Origin of the sequence: Aeromicrobium sp. UC242_57 (assembly GCF_044452305.1) — a bacterium.
Classification (GTDB): Bacteria; Actinomycetota; Actinomycetes; order Propionibacteriales; family Nocardioidaceae; genus Aeromicrobium.
The window spans coordinates 1,175,721-1,192,306 of record NZ_JBIOAM010000005.1; the positions used below are offsets into that span (position 1 = coordinate 1,175,721).

Annotated in this window: 21 protein-coding genes and 2 pseudogenes; 11 read left to right on the forward strand and 12 right to left on the reverse strand. The window is 65.6% G+C overall.

Annotation, left to right across the window (positions count from 1 at the left end):
* Positions 1 to 36 precede the first annotated feature (36 nt).
* The 7 genes from ACHMWU_RS28935 to ACHMWU_RS28965 form a co-directional block, all read right to left on the reverse strand.
* Entirely contained in the window at positions 37 to 471 is a 435-nt protein-coding gene (locus tag ACHMWU_RS28935) for a hypothetical protein (RefSeq protein WP_396048930.1), read from the reverse strand.
* Positions 472 to 752: 281 nt separating this feature from the next.
* On the reverse strand, positions 753 to 2,276 hold the full coding sequence (locus ACHMWU_RS28940) for an Ig-like domain repeat protein (protein WP_396048931.1): 1,524 nt from the start codon (positions 2,274 to 2,276) through the stop codon (positions 753 to 755).
* Complete coding sequence (locus ACHMWU_RS28945) at positions 2,273 to 2,608, reverse strand: hypothetical protein (RefSeq protein WP_396048932.1); 336 nt, start codon at positions 2,606 to 2,608, stop codon at positions 2,273 to 2,275. The genes ACHMWU_RS28940 and ACHMWU_RS28945 overlap by 4 nt, the downstream gene beginning before the upstream one ends.
* Positions 2,609 to 2,678: 70 nt before the next feature.
* Positions 2,679 to 2,936, reverse strand: a complete 258-nt coding sequence (locus ACHMWU_RS28950) for a helix-turn-helix domain-containing protein (RefSeq protein ID WP_396048933.1) — start codon at positions 2,934 to 2,936, stop codon at positions 2,679 to 2,681.
* On the reverse strand, positions 2,896 to 3,111 hold the full coding sequence (locus ACHMWU_RS28955; protein ID WP_396048934.1) for a hypothetical protein: 216 nt from the start codon (positions 3,109 to 3,111) through the stop codon (positions 2,896 to 2,898). The genes ACHMWU_RS28950 and ACHMWU_RS28955 overlap by 41 nt, the downstream gene beginning before the upstream one ends.
* Positions 3,112 to 3,301: 190 nt before the next feature.
* On the reverse strand, positions 3,302 to 3,850 hold the full coding sequence (locus ACHMWU_RS28960) for a hypothetical protein (protein WP_396048935.1): 549 nt from the start codon (positions 3,848 to 3,850) through the stop codon (positions 3,302 to 3,304).
* Positions 3,851 to 4,418: 568 nt separating this feature from the next.
* Entirely contained in the window at positions 4,419 to 5,186 is a 768-nt protein-coding gene (locus tag ACHMWU_RS28965) for a hypothetical protein (protein ID WP_396048936.1), read from the reverse strand.
* Between the two features lie 436 nt (positions 5,187 to 5,622).
* Here ACHMWU_RS28965 and ACHMWU_RS28970 point away from each other — a divergent pair, with 436 nt between their 5' ends.
* The 4 genes from ACHMWU_RS28970 (at position 5,623) to ACHMWU_RS28985 (ending at position 8,327) form a co-directional block, all read left to right on the forward strand.
* Positions 5,623 to 6,324 (forward strand): hypothetical protein, encoded by a 702-nt coding sequence (locus tag ACHMWU_RS28970; RefSeq protein ID WP_396048937.1) that lies wholly within the window; start codon positions 5,623 to 5,625, stop codon positions 6,322 to 6,324.
* A 103-nt stretch (positions 6,325 to 6,427) separates the two neighbouring features.
* On the forward strand, positions 6,428 to 7,057 hold the full coding sequence (locus tag ACHMWU_RS28975; protein ID WP_396048939.1) for a hypothetical protein: 630 nt from the start codon (positions 6,428 to 6,430) through the stop codon (positions 7,055 to 7,057).
* A gap of 114 nt (positions 7,058 to 7,171) precedes the next feature.
* Positions 7,172 to 7,885: a hypothetical protein gene (locus ACHMWU_RS28980; protein WP_396048940.1), complete on the forward strand. Its 714-nt coding sequence runs from the start codon at positions 7,172 to 7,174 to the stop codon at positions 7,883 to 7,885.
* 181 nt (positions 7,886 to 8,066) lie between these two features.
* Positions 8,067 to 8,327: a helix-turn-helix domain-containing protein gene (locus ACHMWU_RS28985; RefSeq protein WP_396048941.1), complete on the forward strand. Its 261-nt coding sequence runs from the start codon at positions 8,067 to 8,069 to the stop codon at positions 8,325 to 8,327.
* On the opposite strand, the gene ACHMWU_RS28990 is transcribed toward ACHMWU_RS28985, so the two are convergent.
* The 5 genes from ACHMWU_RS28990 to ACHMWU_RS29010 all read right to left on the reverse strand — a co-directional run bounded on the left by ACHMWU_RS28990 (position 8,281) and on the right by ACHMWU_RS29010 (position 11,553).
* Positions 8,281 to 8,652, reverse strand: a complete 372-nt coding sequence (locus ACHMWU_RS28990) for a helix-turn-helix domain-containing protein (RefSeq protein ID WP_396049272.1) — start codon at positions 8,650 to 8,652, stop codon at positions 8,281 to 8,283. The genes ACHMWU_RS28985 and ACHMWU_RS28990 overlap by 47 nt on opposite strands.
* Positions 8,653 to 8,857: 205 nt before the next feature.
* Complete coding sequence (locus ACHMWU_RS28995) at positions 8,858 to 9,586, reverse strand: hypothetical protein (RefSeq protein ID WP_396048942.1); 729 nt, start codon at positions 9,584 to 9,586, stop codon at positions 8,858 to 8,860.
* Between the two features lie 167 nt (positions 9,587 to 9,753).
* Positions 9,754 to 10,002, reverse strand: coding sequence for a helix-turn-helix domain-containing protein (locus ACHMWU_RS29000; protein WP_396048943.1), 249 nt, complete (start codon positions 10,000 to 10,002; stop codon positions 9,754 to 9,756).
* A 100-nt stretch (positions 10,003 to 10,102) separates the two neighbouring features.
* Positions 10,103 to 10,258 carry a helix-turn-helix domain-containing protein gene (locus ACHMWU_RS29005; protein ID WP_396049273.1) on the reverse strand — a complete coding sequence of 52 codons (156 nt, stop codon included), beginning with the start codon at positions 10,256 to 10,258 and terminating at the stop codon, positions 10,103 to 10,105.
* Between the two features lie 89 nt (positions 10,259 to 10,347).
* On the reverse strand, positions 10,348 to 11,553 hold the full coding sequence (locus ACHMWU_RS29010) for a helix-turn-helix domain-containing protein (RefSeq protein WP_396048944.1): 1,206 nt from the start codon (positions 11,551 to 11,553) through the stop codon (positions 10,348 to 10,350).
* A gap of 334 nt (positions 11,554 to 11,887) precedes the next feature.
* Between ACHMWU_RS29010 and ACHMWU_RS29015 the strand changes: the two are divergent.
* From ACHMWU_RS29015 to ACHMWU_RS29045, 7 genes and pseudogenes are all read left to right on the forward strand, one after another.
* Positions 11,888 to 12,451: pseudogene (locus tag ACHMWU_RS29015) on the forward strand (ABC transporter ATP-binding protein); the annotation flags it as partial.
* Between the two features lie 426 nt (positions 12,452 to 12,877).
* Positions 12,878 to 13,681, forward strand: a complete 804-nt coding sequence (locus tag ACHMWU_RS29020; RefSeq protein WP_396049274.1) for an MlaE family ABC transporter permease — start codon at positions 12,878 to 12,880, stop codon at positions 13,679 to 13,681.
* 64 nt (positions 13,682 to 13,745) lie between these two features.
* The gene (locus tag ACHMWU_RS29025) at positions 13,746 to 14,522 is read left to right on the forward strand and encodes an MlaE family ABC transporter permease (RefSeq protein ID WP_396049275.1); all 777 of its coding nucleotides are present in this window, start codon (positions 13,746 to 13,748) and stop codon (positions 14,520 to 14,522) included.
* Positions 14,519 to 14,755: a hypothetical protein gene (locus tag ACHMWU_RS29030; protein ID WP_396048946.1), complete on the forward strand. Its 237-nt coding sequence runs from the start codon at positions 14,519 to 14,521 to the stop codon at positions 14,753 to 14,755. Before ACHMWU_RS29025 ends, ACHMWU_RS29030 begins: the two co-directional genes overlap by 4 nt.
* Positions 14,701 to 15,069: pseudogene (locus ACHMWU_RS29035) on the forward strand (MCE family protein); the annotation flags it as partial. The gene ACHMWU_RS29030 and the pseudogene ACHMWU_RS29035, both read left to right, overlap by 55 nt.
* Positions 15,070 to 15,112: 43 nt before the next feature.
* Positions 15,113 to 15,832, forward strand: coding sequence for an MCE family protein (locus ACHMWU_RS29040; protein WP_396048947.1), 720 nt, complete (start codon positions 15,113 to 15,115; stop codon positions 15,830 to 15,832).
* Complete coding sequence (locus tag ACHMWU_RS29045; protein ID WP_396048948.1) at positions 15,829 to 16,560, forward strand: MlaD family protein; 732 nt, start codon at positions 15,829 to 15,831, stop codon at positions 16,558 to 16,560. Before ACHMWU_RS29040 ends, ACHMWU_RS29045 begins: the two co-directional genes overlap by 4 nt.
* The last annotated feature ends 26 nt before the right edge of the window (positions 16,561 to 16,586 follow it).

The window sequence follows — 16,586 nt, forward strand, 5'->3', positions numbered from 1 at the left end:
CGCTGCCCAACGAGACGATAGATCTGGTGCTGAGGTTCACGACGAATGTCGTCGAGTCGAGGTAGACGCCAGAGGGTGTCTTGACGATGGCTGAGCGCATCGGTCGAGGCCGCACGACCTGCCTGTGGTCGTCGTCCCGTCGAACACCCAGGCACCTGCGACGTAGCTGACCTGGTCGGGGGAGACCAGCGGGACGCCCTCGGACTGCTCGAACTGGCGGGCGAACACCTGCTTCTTGTGGGCCTTGATGGCGATCGTGATCGCGGCGGCCGCCTCGTCTGGCGAGGGTGGCGGTTGCAGGCGACGGGCGCTCGCACTGGTGACGGCGCCGGTCTGGAGGTTGACGGTCTGTCGGTAGGTCTTGTTGGCGGTGTAGTCGTAGAGCGCGATGACGGCTTGGCGTCCACTTGAGTCGACATCGGCTGGCAAGCTCGGCGTACAGGTACTCGGGCCCGGCTTCGTCGTGAACATTGGTCGCATCGCTCGGAATGCTGTCGTCGGTCGACGCGAGGTGGATCGCGTAGCCAGTCTCTTCGGTCGACAGCGGTTCGCGGCTCTCGCCGAGCTCGGGTCTGCTCGTCGGAAGCTCGCCGTCACCGACGACAGCGAAAGCACTGGGGTCCTTCTTCTCGGCCCCGGTGACATCGGTCTGCGTGATGACCAGGCCGGCGATCACGGCAGTGGCCGCGAGAGCGACGCACAGGGTCACGAGCTTCATGCTCGCGTTTCTGCCCTGTGCGCCGCTCACGGGACTACTTCTTGATCTTCAGCGAGTACGACTTCGACTTCGCCGAGCCGTAGTTCTTGTCACCCGCATAGGCGACCTGGACCTTCCACGTGCCCTTCTTAAGCTTCGGCAGCGTGATCGATCGCTTGCCTCCCGAGAGGGTCGTCTTGATCGTCTTCTTGGTCGACCCCTTCTTGATCGTCACGGTGACCTTGCCCGTCGCCTTGGCGAGACCGCTGGGGGTGGTGACGGTGACCGTCGCCTTGCCGGACTTCTTCGACGTCGGGGTCTTGGTCGCCTTGAACGTCGTCGAACGCACCTTGCCCTTGACCACGGTGTACCTGGCGGTGCGGGTCGACGAGGCGACCTGCGCGCTGCCGTTGTACTTCGCCGTGAGCGTGTAGGCCTTGGGGCTCAGGTTCTTCGGCAACGAGAACGTCGCCTTGCCACCCGACACGGCCTTGGTCTGCGCGGCGCCGGCGCCGGTCAGGGTGATGGTGCCGGTGACCGGACGGCCGGCGGTGTTGCTGACCGTGACGTTCGCGGTGCCTGCAGATCCGTAGGCCCTGGTGGGCGCGCTGATCGCGGTCGTCGATGCCACGACATCAGGCTGGACGGCTGCTGTCTGCGCAGAGATCGAGATGACCGGTGCGGCAGGCGCCTTGGTGGCCGTCGAGGCGTAGGTGATCTTCTTGCCCAGCTCGGCCGCCGTGAGCGTCAACGTCGTCGCGGTGGCACCGGCGATCTCTGTTCCGTCGGCCAGCCACTGACCCGTCACCGCTGTCGGCGCGCCCGAGAACTCTGACGGCGTCGCGGTCAGCGTCTGGCCGACCGTGGGTGCACCGGCGATGGTCGGCTTGGCGAGGGGGAGGACCTTGGTGACCAGTGCGATGGCATGCTGACCTCCGATGCTGAGGGCGGCAACATCAGCACCGGCCAAGGACGGGGGGAATGCCGACAACTCGGGAATGCCGTCGCTTTGACCCCAGGTGGCGAAGGTTCCGTCAGTGGCGAGCACCAGGTTGTTGTTGAGGTTCGACGTGGAAATGGCCGCGATCTGCTTGCCGGTCAATGCAGGCGGGATAGCGTTCGTGCCAGCAGAGAACTGTCCCCAATTGACCAGCGACCCGTCACTCATCAGAGCGAGTCCGCCCTGGGCGCGAGCAGAGACATCGACGACATGGATGCTGTCGGTCGTGTCGGTCAGCAGAGCAGGGAGCGCAAGCTGACTGTTGGTCGTCCGGCCCCAGGCGACGACTGTTCCGTCACTCTTCAGAGCATAGAACTGGGCCCCGCCGCCGGTGATCGACGTGACGCCGGTCAGCCCGACCGGGACTGTGGCTTCGCCAAAGCTGTTGAGACCCCAGGCGACGACCTCGCCATTGGACTTGACGGCTGCGGCTGAGTTGTTGGCGATCGCCAGTGACACGACATTCTCCAGGTCTGCTGGCACGTCGGTCGGATCGGCGGTGTCGGGTGACTTCTGGCCCCAGATCACGGCTTTACCGGCGGCAGTGATGGCGCCGGCATTGTTCGCGCTGGCTGTCACTTCAGTGGCCCCCGCCGTCTGGAAGCTCCGGTGGGATGACTTCGAGCTTCCAAACCGGGGGCAGTGCTGGCACCGAGCACCACGATCTTGCCAGCCGCAGTCAGCGCTACCGTGAAGCCGCCGCCCGTCGCGATATCCGTGAACGGGGTGTCCTGGAGGCTCTCAGGGAGTGTCGTAGCGGCCGCGGTCGATGCCGTTCCCCATCCAATCAGGGTGCCGGCCCTGGCCGTCGCTACGGACTCAGCTGCCTGGGCAGGTGCCGTCAGGCTGGCCATGGCCAGGGTGACTGTGAGTGCTCCGGCGGCACTGCGCAGGCCGGGTGTCCACACCATGTGGGTCTCCTTCTTGTCGGTCAGTCGTCACAAGTCGTGATCCACGTCACGCTAGATCTGGGCGAGCCTTCTAGACATGCGGTCGTGGGAAGACGGGGCTGGACCGGCCTACGAATCTTGAATGGGGGGGCGGTTTTGTGTCATGCGCGTGAGTGTTTTTGTCGGTGAGCAGGTTCAGCGCTCTCGACTGTCGAAGAGCCATCAGCAGTGCGAGCGCTTGCGGTGGATTGACGAGCCGGTCGCCGAACAAGTGCTTGAGTCGGCGCATGCGTTGTCGGATGGTTTGCTCATGCACCCCGCTGACCAGCGATCTTGGGGGCGCTGGCATGTGACTCCAGCCATAGCTGAAGGGTCTCGGCCAGGACGACTTTGCTGTGCGGCTTCTCGCGCAGCAGAGGGTCGAGGATTGCCTCGACCGTGTGCCGCATCAGCACCGGGTCGGCGTGCATCCACAGCTGCGTGCGGTGCTCGGCGCAGTCGACGATGCGGTCTGCCTCGATCAACCCGCGCCTGCTCAAGTGCAGCGCGCGACGAACCCACAGGGCCGCGAATCGCGTGTGTTCGACGGCAACTGGCCAGCTGTACGCGACTCGCAGGCTGCCGGGCAGTGAAAGAAGATGGCGTGCCAAGCGATCGGACTCCTCAGCGGCGACGACAGCGGTGAGGGTGTGCGCCTCATCGCGGACCAATGCGTCAGGTGTGGCGTGCGGCGGCCTGGTCGAAGCTTCGGTCAAGCGGATGCTCAGGTCGAACTCCGCTCGAACGACGATCACTTCGTTGGGGACGGGCCAACCTGCGGCGAGAGCTGAGTTGTTCGACGGAGGGGCTAGATCGACCGTCGAGCAGTCGGCGAGTGAGCTGATGCCGGGCTGTGACCACGCCATCGTCTCCGGCCTTCGGCTCGCCGTCGGCGTGGCCGAGCGTCACCTGCTCGGTCAGCCACTGCATGTAGAAGAACAGTGCCTGGGTCAGCTGTGGCAGCAGGTCCGCTGGTATTGCCCGTCGTGCTGCCAAATCATGCAAGTGGATCCGAGCTTCGCGAGTCGCGATCTGATAGGCCGCGCGCATTGCGTCGAGGCTGTGACCATCTTGTGCCTCACGATAGCCCAGCTGTTGGAACAGGTGCTCGACGTCAGGACCGTAGTGCGGCTCGTGCTCGACGACGCGAACAGAAGTGATCCACGGCGCTGCCGACCGCCAGCACGATGAGGTTGCGTCGGCGTCCAGTGGAGGCTCCCGCATAGGAGCTGACCTCGCTCTGGATCTGTGACGCGATTCGGTCGGTCAGTGCCGGCGTCGTGGGAGCGAGGCCTCGAAGCAGATCGCCTTCGAGCTGGTCGACTAGCAGGCTTGCTCGGAGCGTCGCTTGGGTGTGGCGGAGGCGCTGAGACCCGCTGTGGGTGTGCATGTCGCCCCCCTTGCGCTGGTGACCGAGAAGCTGCCCCTGGAAGGCCGGGGCTCACTGCGATCAGTAATGCAGGGGGCTGTCAACCCGTCTAGGGTTTGCTTGTTGTTGCAGTGAAAAAGAGTGCAAGAGTGTGGTGTCTGCCACAACCTGGGGGTTACGGCAAGGGCACGTCTGGTGGAACGAAGTCGGGATTGCAACCAGCGTCTTCAGGTGTTGCCGAACCTGGTGGAGGAGGCCCATTGCCAACTGTTGCGGGTGGAATCGGTCTGCTGCACACTGGCGCGCTGGCGTGGATCACGACCTCGTTGTTGGGGCCGGAGACCGTCGCAGTCAAGAGCCGTGACACGTCCTCTCCGCCAGTCGTGACACATCCGGTGAAGGGCGGAACATCAACGGTCCCGTTCAACCGGCCCCCCTTGCCAGGAACGTAGTGCCCGGTCCTCCATGGGCGGAGCCCGTCGGCCTCTCCGGTCGCCAGCTGGTCATCGAACATTCCGCGTCCCCGGAGAGTGAGAGCAGCAGGTTCGACGGTCCGACATTCATTGCCCAAGTCGGCTCGACTCCGTCGGCGGCAAGCCGGTTGACTCGCACCGTGAGCGAGTCGGCGACAAATGTGTCCGCTTCCTCGTATTTCGAGGTGTGACCGGCGGGAGGGTTCTTCCAGATCTGACGACGGTTCTTGGCCACAACGGGTACCGGGTAGCCGTTTTCGCGCCGTTGGATCAACTGCACGGTGGCCTCGACCGGGATGCTGCCGAAGGCGACAGTTCGAACCGTGAATTCTGGAGAGATGCCGTAGTTTTGTGCGGAGCCGACGGGGGAGACCAGGAAGATGAAGTTTCCACGCTCTTCGACATTTTCCCACGGATCTGATGGCTGCAAAGGCACGGGCTTGCCAAAGGTGAAGGCGGCGACCACCTGGATCGGCACCCTCATCCACTGACGGGCCTTGGCGGCTTCAGTCACGCCGCTTTGGGTTGCGCCGGCCCAGCCGCCCTGCTGGGTGTAGCGCGGTAGCCCTGGATAGGGGCCATCGGCAGCGTTCGCGATCGCGTAGCTGCAGGTCAGCGTTGCCGCTGCAGAGACCAAGAGTGCGGCGCGGAGAAGTGGGCGCTTGCGTCGGGTTTTCAGCACATTCCCAACGTTTTCAGCCAGGCTGGGCGGCGGCAAGCAAGTTGCCACAGGCCGACGATTCTTCTGCCGTCACCAGCAGAAAAGTGTCAGACGCGTGACAGTTTTCGCCTATCCCGGCATCTTTCGATCAGCACAGGGCTGGCCCCCTTCGGTGGGTGTCAGTAGGCGAGCCTCTCCCGCCTTCGACCTCCGTCGTCGACCCTTCGCAAGGAAAGCGCTCACGAGATGCAAGACGAGAGCGGCTTGATGGGGGGTGGAAGCGCTGGCCACGCTTGTCACCTCGTCACACACGGCGGGGGCGTGTTCACGTCGAGCTGAAGCGTCCAAAAGTGTCAGGTGCATGACAGTTTTTCTGGTATTGCAGGATTTTTGGCGCTTCTGGTCCTGTACTCGCTTGCCGAAGTGCGGGTAGACGTTCTCTTCGTGGCCATGACATCCGTCAGGGCCGATCACTCAAATGAGGAGAATACTCATGAGAATCAAGATGACAGCAGCCCTGCTGGGTGCCGCGGCCCTCGCGGTGCTCGCGAATCCCGCCATGGCTGCGGGGCCGATCAAGATCGATGTCGGAGCCAACACGACTGGCGTCCACAACTGGACGGCGGTGGCCAAGGCGCCCGGCATCGACTTCGACGTCTACCACAACGGCGTTCCGGTGAGCATGGGCTGTTCCACGGCCACGGCGACCGGCACGGTCACGGCAGGGACGACGACGACCGGCCTCAACGTCGGCAGGATCACCGGCACCACGTGGGGCACCAAGCCGACCCCTTACGCGCCGTGTGTGGGTCCGGGTGGCATCGACATGAACGTGACCCAGATCGGCAACTGGGCGCTCAACTTCGATCTCACGCCCAAACCGACGGCGCCGATCGCCGATGTCATCGCGGGCCAGATCACGGGTGTCTCTGCGCATGTCGCCTCGAAGATTCCGGGGCTGTGCGAGTTCGACGTGACTGGCTCTGCCGATATGGCTTTCCACGAGCGGAAGCTGAAGAGTGCTGGCCCGCCGGCGGTCTATGCCCAGGCGCTGGTGGTCAACGAGACGTCCGGCAACTTGATTGTCGACAACGTCGTGGGCTGCTTTGGTGCCATCACCAATGGCGACGAGGCCCACTTCCAGGGTGAGTACAACGTCACCTCGCCTGACGGCCTGATCAACGCCAAGCCGTAGTTGACGACCCGGTCGGCGTCGGCGGGAGTGCTGGTTCCCCTGCAAGCACTCCCGCCGATGCGGCTACCACATCCATGCGAATCACACATCTGAGGAGACACCTATGACTACCACTTCCATCCGCCGTTGGCGTCGCCGCGCTGCCGTCCTGGGCGCTGGCGCGATGATCGCCCTCGTGCCCGCTGCGGCCCATGCCGTCACGATCGGCGTCGACTACGACGTCACAGGCACGTCGCTCATCGCCAGCACCGACTCCACGATCAATCTCGGCCCGGCGACGCTGAGCACCGACATCGATGCCAACACCGGAAACTTCACCGGTTCCATGCCTCTGCCCGGCACGACGACCCGCTTCGAGGTCATCGGGCTGATCCCGGTGACGGCCAAGGTCGACTTCGTCGAAGCGGCCCCGGTTACCGGACACATCAAGCTCTTCGGTCTCGATGCCTCGATCGAGTCGACTGCCAGCTACTACATCAAGCTGTCGAATATCAAGATCGTCGGATTCCCGACCTTCACCGGTTCGCACTGCCGCACCAAGGTTCCGGTGTCGATCCCGGCGAACACCCCGGCAGGTGAGAACTTCCACCTGACGCAGGGTGGGAACCTCGAAGGCGAGTACACGATCGGCGACTTCGAGCACTGCGGCCTGAACACCTGGCTGATCAACCTGCTGGTCCCCGGCTCGGGCAACACGGTCGATCTGCAGGTGACGAACGGCGTCATCGGCTGATCTTCGGACACTGTCAGCCTCGACCTCTATGCTACTGATAGGTAGCGTAGAGGTCGAGGAGGATGCGTGGCCCGCAGCAGGCGAAAAGTGCACACCAGGGTCGTTTCCGACCGGGTGATCGCCGAGATTCGTGCTGCCCTCCCACGGGTGACGGCCCGAACGGCCTCGGCCATCCAGGCCGAGGTCCCGGCCTACCGTGGCCCGGTGCTCGGTCGCCGTCGCAAGCACATCGAGACCGCTGTCGTCGCCGGACATCGCGGGCTGGGTGCGTTGCTGCAGGGGACGCGCCAGGCCGGAGGCAGAGGTCGACGACCTCTTCCGCCAGATGGGTCGTGCCGAGGCCGAGGCCGGGCACACGCTCGAAGCCATGAGGGCTGCGCTCGACATCGCAACACGCGAGGCATGGGACGGCTGCATCTCATTGCTCTCACTCAGGGGGTGACGCCGCACGTCCTGGGCCAGGTCGTCGATCTGCTGTTCCACCAGGTCGGTCATCTACGCGATGAGCTGGAGGTGGGCCACCGCGCTGGCCTCGACGAGCGGGCGGCTGATCCGCACTTTGCCCGTGAGCGCCTGGGCCGCAAGCTGCTCGAAGGTGGCGACGGCGCTGAGATCAACGAGCTGGCCGCCATCGCCCGGTGGGGGATCCCCGAACGGATGCTGATCGCCTGCGGGCCGTGGCGAGAGGAGCTGGGTCCGGTCGTCCCGGGCTGTTCGGCGCCGACGTCCTGGTCGTGGTTGACCGGGGAGAGGTTCTCGTCGTGGGCGAAGCCTGCGGCGGCGACGGCTGGCCTGACGAGGTGCGCGCCGTGCTGGGGGTCGAGATGATTGCCGTCAGTCTGCCCAGCGCGGTAGGACAGATCGCTGAGTCGATGAGGCTGGTCAGACGTGCGCTGTGGTTGGCCGACTGCGGCGTGATTCCGCGCGCCGACGTCGTCGACTGCGCCGACCACGGCTGGTCCTGTGGTTGCGATCAGAACCGATGCTGCGTGATCGGCTTGCTGAACGGTTGCTCGCGCCTCTCGACCACGAGACCCCGCGGCGTCGTGAAGCGCTGGCCCGCACGTTGATGGTCTGGCTTGAGCGGCGACCGAGCGCCCCGGTGCTGGCGCGTGAGCTGGGCCTGCACCCGCAGTCGGTGCGCATCCGGCTCCGCAAGCTGGCCGTGCTGTTCGGAAGTCATCTGGCCGACCCTGACGATGCCTTTGCTGCGCTGCTCGCGCTCAAGGCAACGTTGCCTCCCGCACCACCTGCCAGCAAGCGCAGGTGATCTTGCGTCGGTTCACGTCGGTGACTTGCGTGTGCTTCCGGACTGGAGCTGTTCTCGCCAGATCGGCACCACCACTTCGAGGGCGCTGAGCAGTGCGAGGGTTTGCTGTGGATCGGAGGAGCTGATTGCCGAACAGGTCTCTGAGATGTCTCAGGCGGGTCAGGACGGTGTTGGAGTGCACGTTGAGCCGCTCTGCCAAGATCGGTGCGCTCTCTCGGGCCTGCAGCCAGCACATGAGCGTCTCGGCGAGCGTCGGCTTGTAGTGCGGCTTCTGCGCCAGCAGCGGTGCGAGCAGCTTCGGCAGCGAGTCGCGCCAAGGCCGGATCGGCGTGCAGCCACAGAGTCAGTCGATGCTCTGAGCAGTCGATGATGCCGGGTTCGTTGATGAGCCCTTGGTCGGCCAGGTCGAGTGCCCGGCATGCCCATCGGCACGCATCGCGGACCTCGTTGATCGGCAAGGTCCAGCTGACCGCGACGCTGCTGACTCCGGGAAGCTTTTCATCAGCTGTTGGCTCAGTGAGTGGACCTGCTCAGGGCTGGCCACGACGGTGATCCGCTGGCGAATGATCCCGACGAGCACCTCGCGACCGAACTTGGGCAGGCTGGCGTAGTCGACATCGGGTGCGAGTGCGCCGGCGGCGACCGCGAGCTTCCTCGGGCGGTTCCCAGTCGGCCGCCGCCAGATGTTGTGCGTAGCGTTCGGGAGGATGGCCGGCGAGCATCGACATGAGCAGCTTGCGTCGAGCTTGCTGGAGGGTGTTGTCGGTCCCTCTCGAGACGGACTTGTGCCCGGCGGCGACGGACGACAAGAGCCGGTCGACGTAGACGAACAGGCCGTCGACGAGGCGGTTGAGAACCTCGGGATCCGCGTCGGTCTCCTTCAAGGCCTTGCGGATCTCCTCCCACGCAGCCTGGGTCGCGATGTGATGGGCGGCTCTCAGTGAGTCGAGCGAGTTGCCCTCGGCGGCCTCGGCCTGTCCGAGCTGGCTGACGAGCCTGAAGACGCGCGCATCCGACGTCGGCTTGTGCTCGACGACGTCGAGGAAGTGGCTGACTGCCTGGTCGACCGTCCCGAGGACGAGGCGGTGACGGTCGCCATCGATCGGACCCGCGTAGGCCGGAACCTCGAGCTGGACCCGCAGCGCGATGCGTTCGACGGCCTGTGGGGCGACGGAGCGCATGATCTGGGTCAGATCGACCGGCACGTCATCGACGGAGAAAGGCTGTCCTGTGCGGGCGGGCCGGTTCGGCTCCGTCATGTGTGGCTCCCTCCCGGAGCCCTCACGCGGAACGGCTCGACCTGACAAGACTCAAAGTGGCAACAAGAATGCTCAGGTCGACAGTTAACTCAGGGGTGGGATCACGAGTCCAGATTTTTGCCGCTGGGGAGGTGCGAGCGACCGTATATTGTCACGTGCATGACAGTTTATTTGTCAGCAACGGGGTCCAGGTCGGCATCGGCCGGCTCCTGAAGCAGCTCAAGTGGATCGACTCCGAGCTTGCTGGCATACTCCTCGAGCTTGTCGAGGCTGACGTTCTTGCGACCGCTGTCGAGCGCTTGGGCGAAGCTGCGGCTGAAGCCGAGCTGCTCGGCCAGGCCCTCCTGGCTCAGGCCTCGTGCACGTCGAATGCGGCGGATGTTGTGCCCCATGCGGCGCTTGAGCGAGTTCTCCATGGGGCCAAGAGTGGTGAAGCGCTACGAATAGGTCTACATACTTATCAGTAGCACCGACGGTGTCCGAGTGGGCTCTTGGGTGCCTGCGAGAGGCGGTTGCTCAGTCGCGCAGGAGGTCGAGCGGGTCGACGTCCAGCAGCTCGGCGAGGTGCTCGAGCGACTTGAGACTCACGTTGCGTTCGCCGCGTTCGAGGGCGCCCGCATACGTGCGGTGGTAGCCGAGCTGGTCGGCGAACTTCTCCTGGCTGAGGCCCAGCTTCGCGCCGCTTGCGCAGGTTGCGTCCGAGGGCCTGCTGTAGTTCGTTGGTCACCCGGACAACTCTGGACCCAGCGCTACTCATGGATCTACAGACCCATGAGTAGCATCACTGAGCGAGGTGTGCCTGGTCGGCGGTGCAGCTCCTTGCGCCAACCGAGCAGGGCCGCCCGCATCGCGACGATCAGCTCGAGCCGCTGGGCCGGATCGTTCAGCGACTCGCCGAACATCGCCTTCAGGGCTTTCATGCGACTGAACGCCGTCTGCCGAGAGATCCCGAGATCGCGGGCCGCGGCCGACATCGGCTGACCGTTCTCAAGCGTCTGCAGCAGCAGGCCGCCCAGTGCGACCCGTCGTTGGACGGACATCGCGTGGAACTCGTGCAGGTGCTTGTCGATCATCAGCCTGGCCAGCATGGGGTTCGCCCGCGCGACGAGGTCGCTCAGCATGTCGGTGCAGGGGACGAGCGCGCGGGGGTCGACGACGCTGCCGTCACGCAGCAGGCTCGCGGCCTGACGGGCCAAGGTGATGGCCTCGGTTGCCTCGAGCAACGGCGTCGGGGGACCGACGGTCGCTTGCCCGTCGAGCTGGGCGGAGAGCTGGTCGAGATCCCAGGTGTCGGGGACCAGCACCTCGCAGGGGGAGGGGCCGCCGAGCGTCATCGGGTGGTCGCGGATGGATCGGGGGATCGCCGTCGACAGCGAGACGATGGCCCGCACGGGCTGGCGCGGGTCGATGCCGTCGGCGGTGAGCAGCTTGTCGCAGCTCGCTGCCGGGGTCGGCGCCGAAGGCGAGCCGCTCGAGCCGGCCGCGGCGCTGCTCCGGAGTCGGCTCGAGCCGGCGCCGGGTCGCGCACGAGCCCGGCATGGGTGTGGATGTGTAAGCTCGGTCAGATAGGCCACGAGGTCCTCGCGCAGCTGCACGAGGGTGTCGCGGTTGACCAGGTCGCCGACGACGAGGGTGAGTCCGCGCTGCGTCGCCACGAGCGCCGTGCGGAACGATGCGGACAGGTCGGCAGCGTCGAAACCGCGCCGCGCCTGACGGGCGCCGATCTCCTCCATGAGGGGAGCGATCGAGTCGACCGCGCGCTGGACGTCGGCGCGGGACTCGACGAACGTCCGAACGGCGGCACGCACGATCTCGCCCAGCAGGTCGTCGTCGCGACCGCCGGCAGCCTGCAGGATCGAGTCGGTGATGCGCCCGCGGAGCATGTCGAGACGGTGGTCGGACAGCTCATCGGGTGACGGATATTGCGGTGGCGTGTGCGCGCGTGCGCGGTGTGTGACGGACTCCATGGCTCCCCTAGTTCGCGGCCCGACTCCATGCGGGCAGGGCGCAGGACGCAAGGGCAACGAGACCGTTCTACTCACCGACGGGGCTCAACGGCAAGGGGCGATAGCCGGGTCGGGCCAAGGTCATCCAAATCTTGTAACCCCGCTGACAAGTAAAGATTACGTTTTGATTACGAAAGTGCCTCTCGATGCTCATTGGTAGCGCCGTGACGCGAGACACACCTAGGTTCTCGGACGTGGCGTCGACCACCCATCAGGTCGTTCGACGCCGTCCCACCAGACACCACTCAGTACGAAGTACTTAGACAACTAGTCCCGTGTGCACCGGCGCCGGGCCATGAACCGGAGGACGCATGGGCGGCACCGTCGAGGTCGAAGGACTCACCAAGGCTATGGACGCCAGAACATCTGGCGTGACGTGACCCTGACCTTCCCGCAAGGCGAGATCACCGCCCTGCTCGGCCCCTCCGGCACCGGCAAGTCCGTGTTCCTCAAGTCGGTCATGGGCATCGTCCAGCCCGAGGCCGGCTCGATCCTGATCGACGGCGAAGACATGGTGCGCGCCAAGGAGTCCCAGCGACTCGAGATGCGCAAGAAGTTCGGCGTGCTGTTCCAGGACGGCGCGCTGTTCGGCTCGATGAACGTCTACGACAACGTCGCCTTCCCCTTGCGTGAGCACACCCGCAAGAACGAGACCGAGATCCGCCAGATCGTCATGGAGAAGCTCGAGATGGTCGGCCTGGTCGGCCAGGAGCACAAGGTGCCCGGTGAGATCTCCGGCGGCATGAAGAAGCGCGCCGGTCTGGCCCGCTCGCTGGTTACCGACCCCGACATCATTCTGATCGACGAGCCCGACTCGGGCCTCGACCCCGTCCGCACCTCGAACCTCGCCCAGCTGCTGATGGACGTCAACACCGCGACCGACGCCACGATGCTCGTCGTCACCCACAACATCGAGCTCGCGCGGACGCTGCCCGACAACCTCGGCATGCTGTACCGCCGCGAGCTCGTGATGTTCGGTCCGCGCGAAGAGTTCCTGCTGACCGACCACCCGGTCGTCTCGCAGTTCATGAGCGGCGACCCCCGACGGCCCGATCGGCATGAGCGAAGAGACCGACCACCGGACGCAGGAGCCCATCGATCACGATGCCTCCCCGCCATACCCCGGTGGCGAGACGATGCTGATGTCGCGCCACGCCGGTGCGCGCTCGATCGAGGTGCTGCCGCGGCAGCTGCTGCCCCGCTCGGGTGCACCCCGTGCGAGCGGCGAACGTCACCGCGACCGGGTTGCCTCCGGCGCAGCGCCCCCTGTACGTCGCCGACGACGATGAACGTGAGCGAGCACCTGGCCTACCCCGGACGTGGGCTCGTCACCCGTGCCCTGAGCTCGACAGGCGACCTGTTCGCCCTGGCGCTCGACACCGTGCGCCTGATGTTCAAGAGGCCGTTCGCGGCTCGTGAGGCCCTCGAACAATTCTGGTTCGTGGTCAGCGTCTCGTGGGTCCCCGCGATCCTGGTGGCGATCCCGTTCGGTGCCGTCATCGCGCTGCAACTCGGCACCCTGACGGTGCAGGTCGGCGCGCAGTCGTTCACTGGCGCGGCCAGCGTGCTCGCGGTGATCCAACAGGCGGCACCCATCGTGACGACGCTCGTCATCGCCGGCGCAGGTGGTGCCGCGATCTGCGCCGAGCTCGGTGCACGCAGCATCCGTGACGAGATCGACGCCATGAAGGTCATGGGTGTCTCTCCGGTCCAACGCCTGGTCGTGCCCCGTGTGCTCGCCTGTGTGGGAGCAGCCATCCTGCTCAACGGCCTCGTCTCGGTCGTCGGCGTGCTCGGTGGCTACTTCTTCAACGTCGTCGTGCAAGGCGGCACCCCGGGTGCCTATCTCTCGAGCTTCACAGCACTCGCGCAGATCTCCGACCTGTGGGTCGGCGAGATCAAGGCCGTCATCTTCGGCTTCTTGGCCGGCGTCATCGCCTGCTACCGCGGTCTCAACACCGCTCCTGGCCCGAAGGGCGTCGGCGACTCGGTCAACCAGTCGGTCGTCATCACCTTCCTGCTGCTGTTCTTCGTCAACTTCGTCATCACCACGCTGTACCTGCAGCTGGTGCCGGGCAAGGGAGCCTGACATGACCGGAATCAACGTCCCTGACCCGCGCTGGTACGACAAGCCGGTCGACAACCTGGCCGAGATGGGAGCCGACATCCGGTTCCACGCTCGCGTGCTGCTGTGGATCCCAGCCACGCTCCGGCGCTACCCCCGCGACATCGCCCGCCTGCTGTCCGAGGTGAGCTTCGGCGCCGGCGGCCTCGCCGTCATCGGCGGCACGATCGGCGTCATGCTCGGCATGACCCTGTTCGTCGGCACCGTCGTCGGAATGCAGGGGTACGCGGCCCTCGACCAGATCGGCACGTCGACCCTCAACGGCTTCATCTCGGCGTACTTCAACACCCGTGAGATCGCGCCGCTGGTCGCAGCGCTGGCACTGTCAGCCACCGTCGGCTCGGGCTTCACCGCCCAGCTCGGCGCCATGCGCATCAACGAAGAGGTCGACGCGCTCGACGTCATGGCGGTGCCGAGCGTGCCCTACCTCGTCACGACCCGGGTCATCGCCGGCTTCATCGCGATCATCCCGCTGTACGTCATCGGCCTGCTGACCTCGTACGTCGGCGCGCGACTCGTGACGGTCTACTTCTACGGCCAGTCCGCCGGAACGTACGACCACTACTTCAACCTGTTCCTGCCCCCGATCGACATCTTGCTGTCGTTCTTCAAGGTGCTCGTCTTCTCGGTCCTGATCATCCTGATCCACTGCCGGGCGGGCTTCAAGGCCAAGGGCGGCCCAGCTGGCGTCGGCATCGCCGTCGGCACCGCCGTGCGGCGCAGCATCGTGATCGTCGCCGTGCTCGACCTCGTGCTGTCGATGGCGCTGTGGGGCACCACCACGACCGTGAGGATCGCCGGATGAAACCACCTCGCCTCGGCGACGCCATCCTCGGCGTCGGCTACCTCGTCCTGATCGGGGTGTTCCTGTTCGTCGCGATGGCGGCCTACAACAAGACCTTCGTCAAGACCACCGACATCAAGCTGACCACCGGAACGATCGGCAACGCCCTGCAAGACGGCTCCGACGTCAGCTCAACGGTGTGCCGGTCGGCACCGTCAAGAGCGTCGGCACCGCACCCGGTGGCGCGATCCTGACCCTGGCGCTCGAGCCATCGGCTGCCAAGAAGCTGCCGAAGGACACCACGGCGCGGCTGCTGCCCAAGACGCTGTTCGGTGAGCGGTTCGTCTCGCTGATCGTCCCTGCTGCGGCGACCGGGGCTGACACCCTGAGCGCCGGCGACACGATCGCCCAGGACAGCTCCGACCAGGCCGTCGAGCGCGAAGAGGTCTTCGACGAGCTGCTGCCGCTGCTGAAGTCGATCCAGCCCGAAAAGCTCTCCTCGCTGCTCGGTGAGATGGCGACGACGTTGCGCGGCCGAGGTGCCGACATCGGTAACTCGCTGGAGACCTGGAACCGCTACCTCGAGAAGACTCAATCCCTTGGTCCCGACCATGACCGAAGACCTCGAGAAGCTCGCCTCGGTCGCCTCGACCTACAACGAGGCCGTGCCCGACCTGCTGTCGGCGCTCGAGTCGTTGACCGTGACGTCCAAGACCATGGTCGCCGAACGGACGAAGCTCGCCGACGTCTACGCCAGCGTCATCGGCGCCGCCGACACGACGACCGGATGGGTCAGTGACAACCAAGACACGATCGAGATCCTGTCCGACGAGAGCCGGGCAGCACTAGAGGCCACCGCACCGTACGCCAGCCAGTTCCCGTGCCTGCTCAAGGCTGCCCGTCAGTTCATCCCCGAGATGGACAAGACCCTCGGCAAGGGCACGACCGAGCCCGGCATCCACGTGCGACTCAACGTCGTCGAGGGACGAGGCAAGTACCTGCCGGGCAAGGACGCGGTCAAGTACACCAGCGGCGGCAAGGCCCGGTGCCCCTACGTGACCGGCCGGACGGGCACCAAGCCCGCCTCCGACAAGATCGTGGCCTCGAAGTCGGACAGCTCCGACGAGCCCGAGACGATCGCGCCGCCGCCCACCGACAAGCTCCGCAACCTGGCTGCGACCGGCCTCGGCGACGCCAACTCGCCGGCCGAGAACCAGCTGATCGCTGAGCTGCTGGCACCGACGCAGGCCATGGCGCCGGCGGAGTACCCAGACTGGGGCAGCCTGCTGGTCGGGCCGACCCTGCGCAACACGAAGGTGACGCTTTCATGACCAACGTCCTCATCAAGAGCATCGTCTTCACGCTGGTCACGGTCTTCGCGACCGCAGCCCTCGCGGCGACGATCCGCAACTCCACCGGAGGCTCGGCGCGTGAGTACCACGCGCTCTTCTCCGATGCGACGAGCCTCAACAAGGGCGATGACGCCCGCATGGCCGGGGTCAAGGTCGGCACCGTCAAGAGCGTCGAGGTCGTCGATGACCGGGTCGCCAAGGTCACGTTCACGATCCTCGACTCGACGCCGCTGACTGCCGGCACGACAGCCGAGCTGCGGTTCCGCAACCTCGTCGGGCAGCGCTACATCTCGCTGACCCCGCCGACGACGCCCGGAACCGCCTTGACCGCCGGCTACACGTTCGGGCTCGACCAGACCCGGCCGGCGCTCGACCTGACGATGCTGTTCAACGGCTTCCAGCCGCTGTTCAAGTTCCTCAACCCCGACGACGTCAACAAGCTCAGCGAGCAGATCATCTCGGTCTTCCAAGGTGAGGGGGCAACTGTCGAAGGGCTGTTGTCCAGCGCGGCGAGCCTGACCTCGACCCTGGCCGACAAAGATCAGGTCATCGGCGAGCTCATCACCAACCTCGACTCGGTGCTGACGGTCGTCAACGATCGGTCGAGCCAGCTCGACACGACCCTGATCACGCTGCAGCAAGCGTTAGCGGTCTGGCCGAGGACCGCAAGGCCATCGGCAGCAGCCTCGAGGGCCTCGGCGACCTGACGACCAGTGTCGGCGGCTGTTCGAGC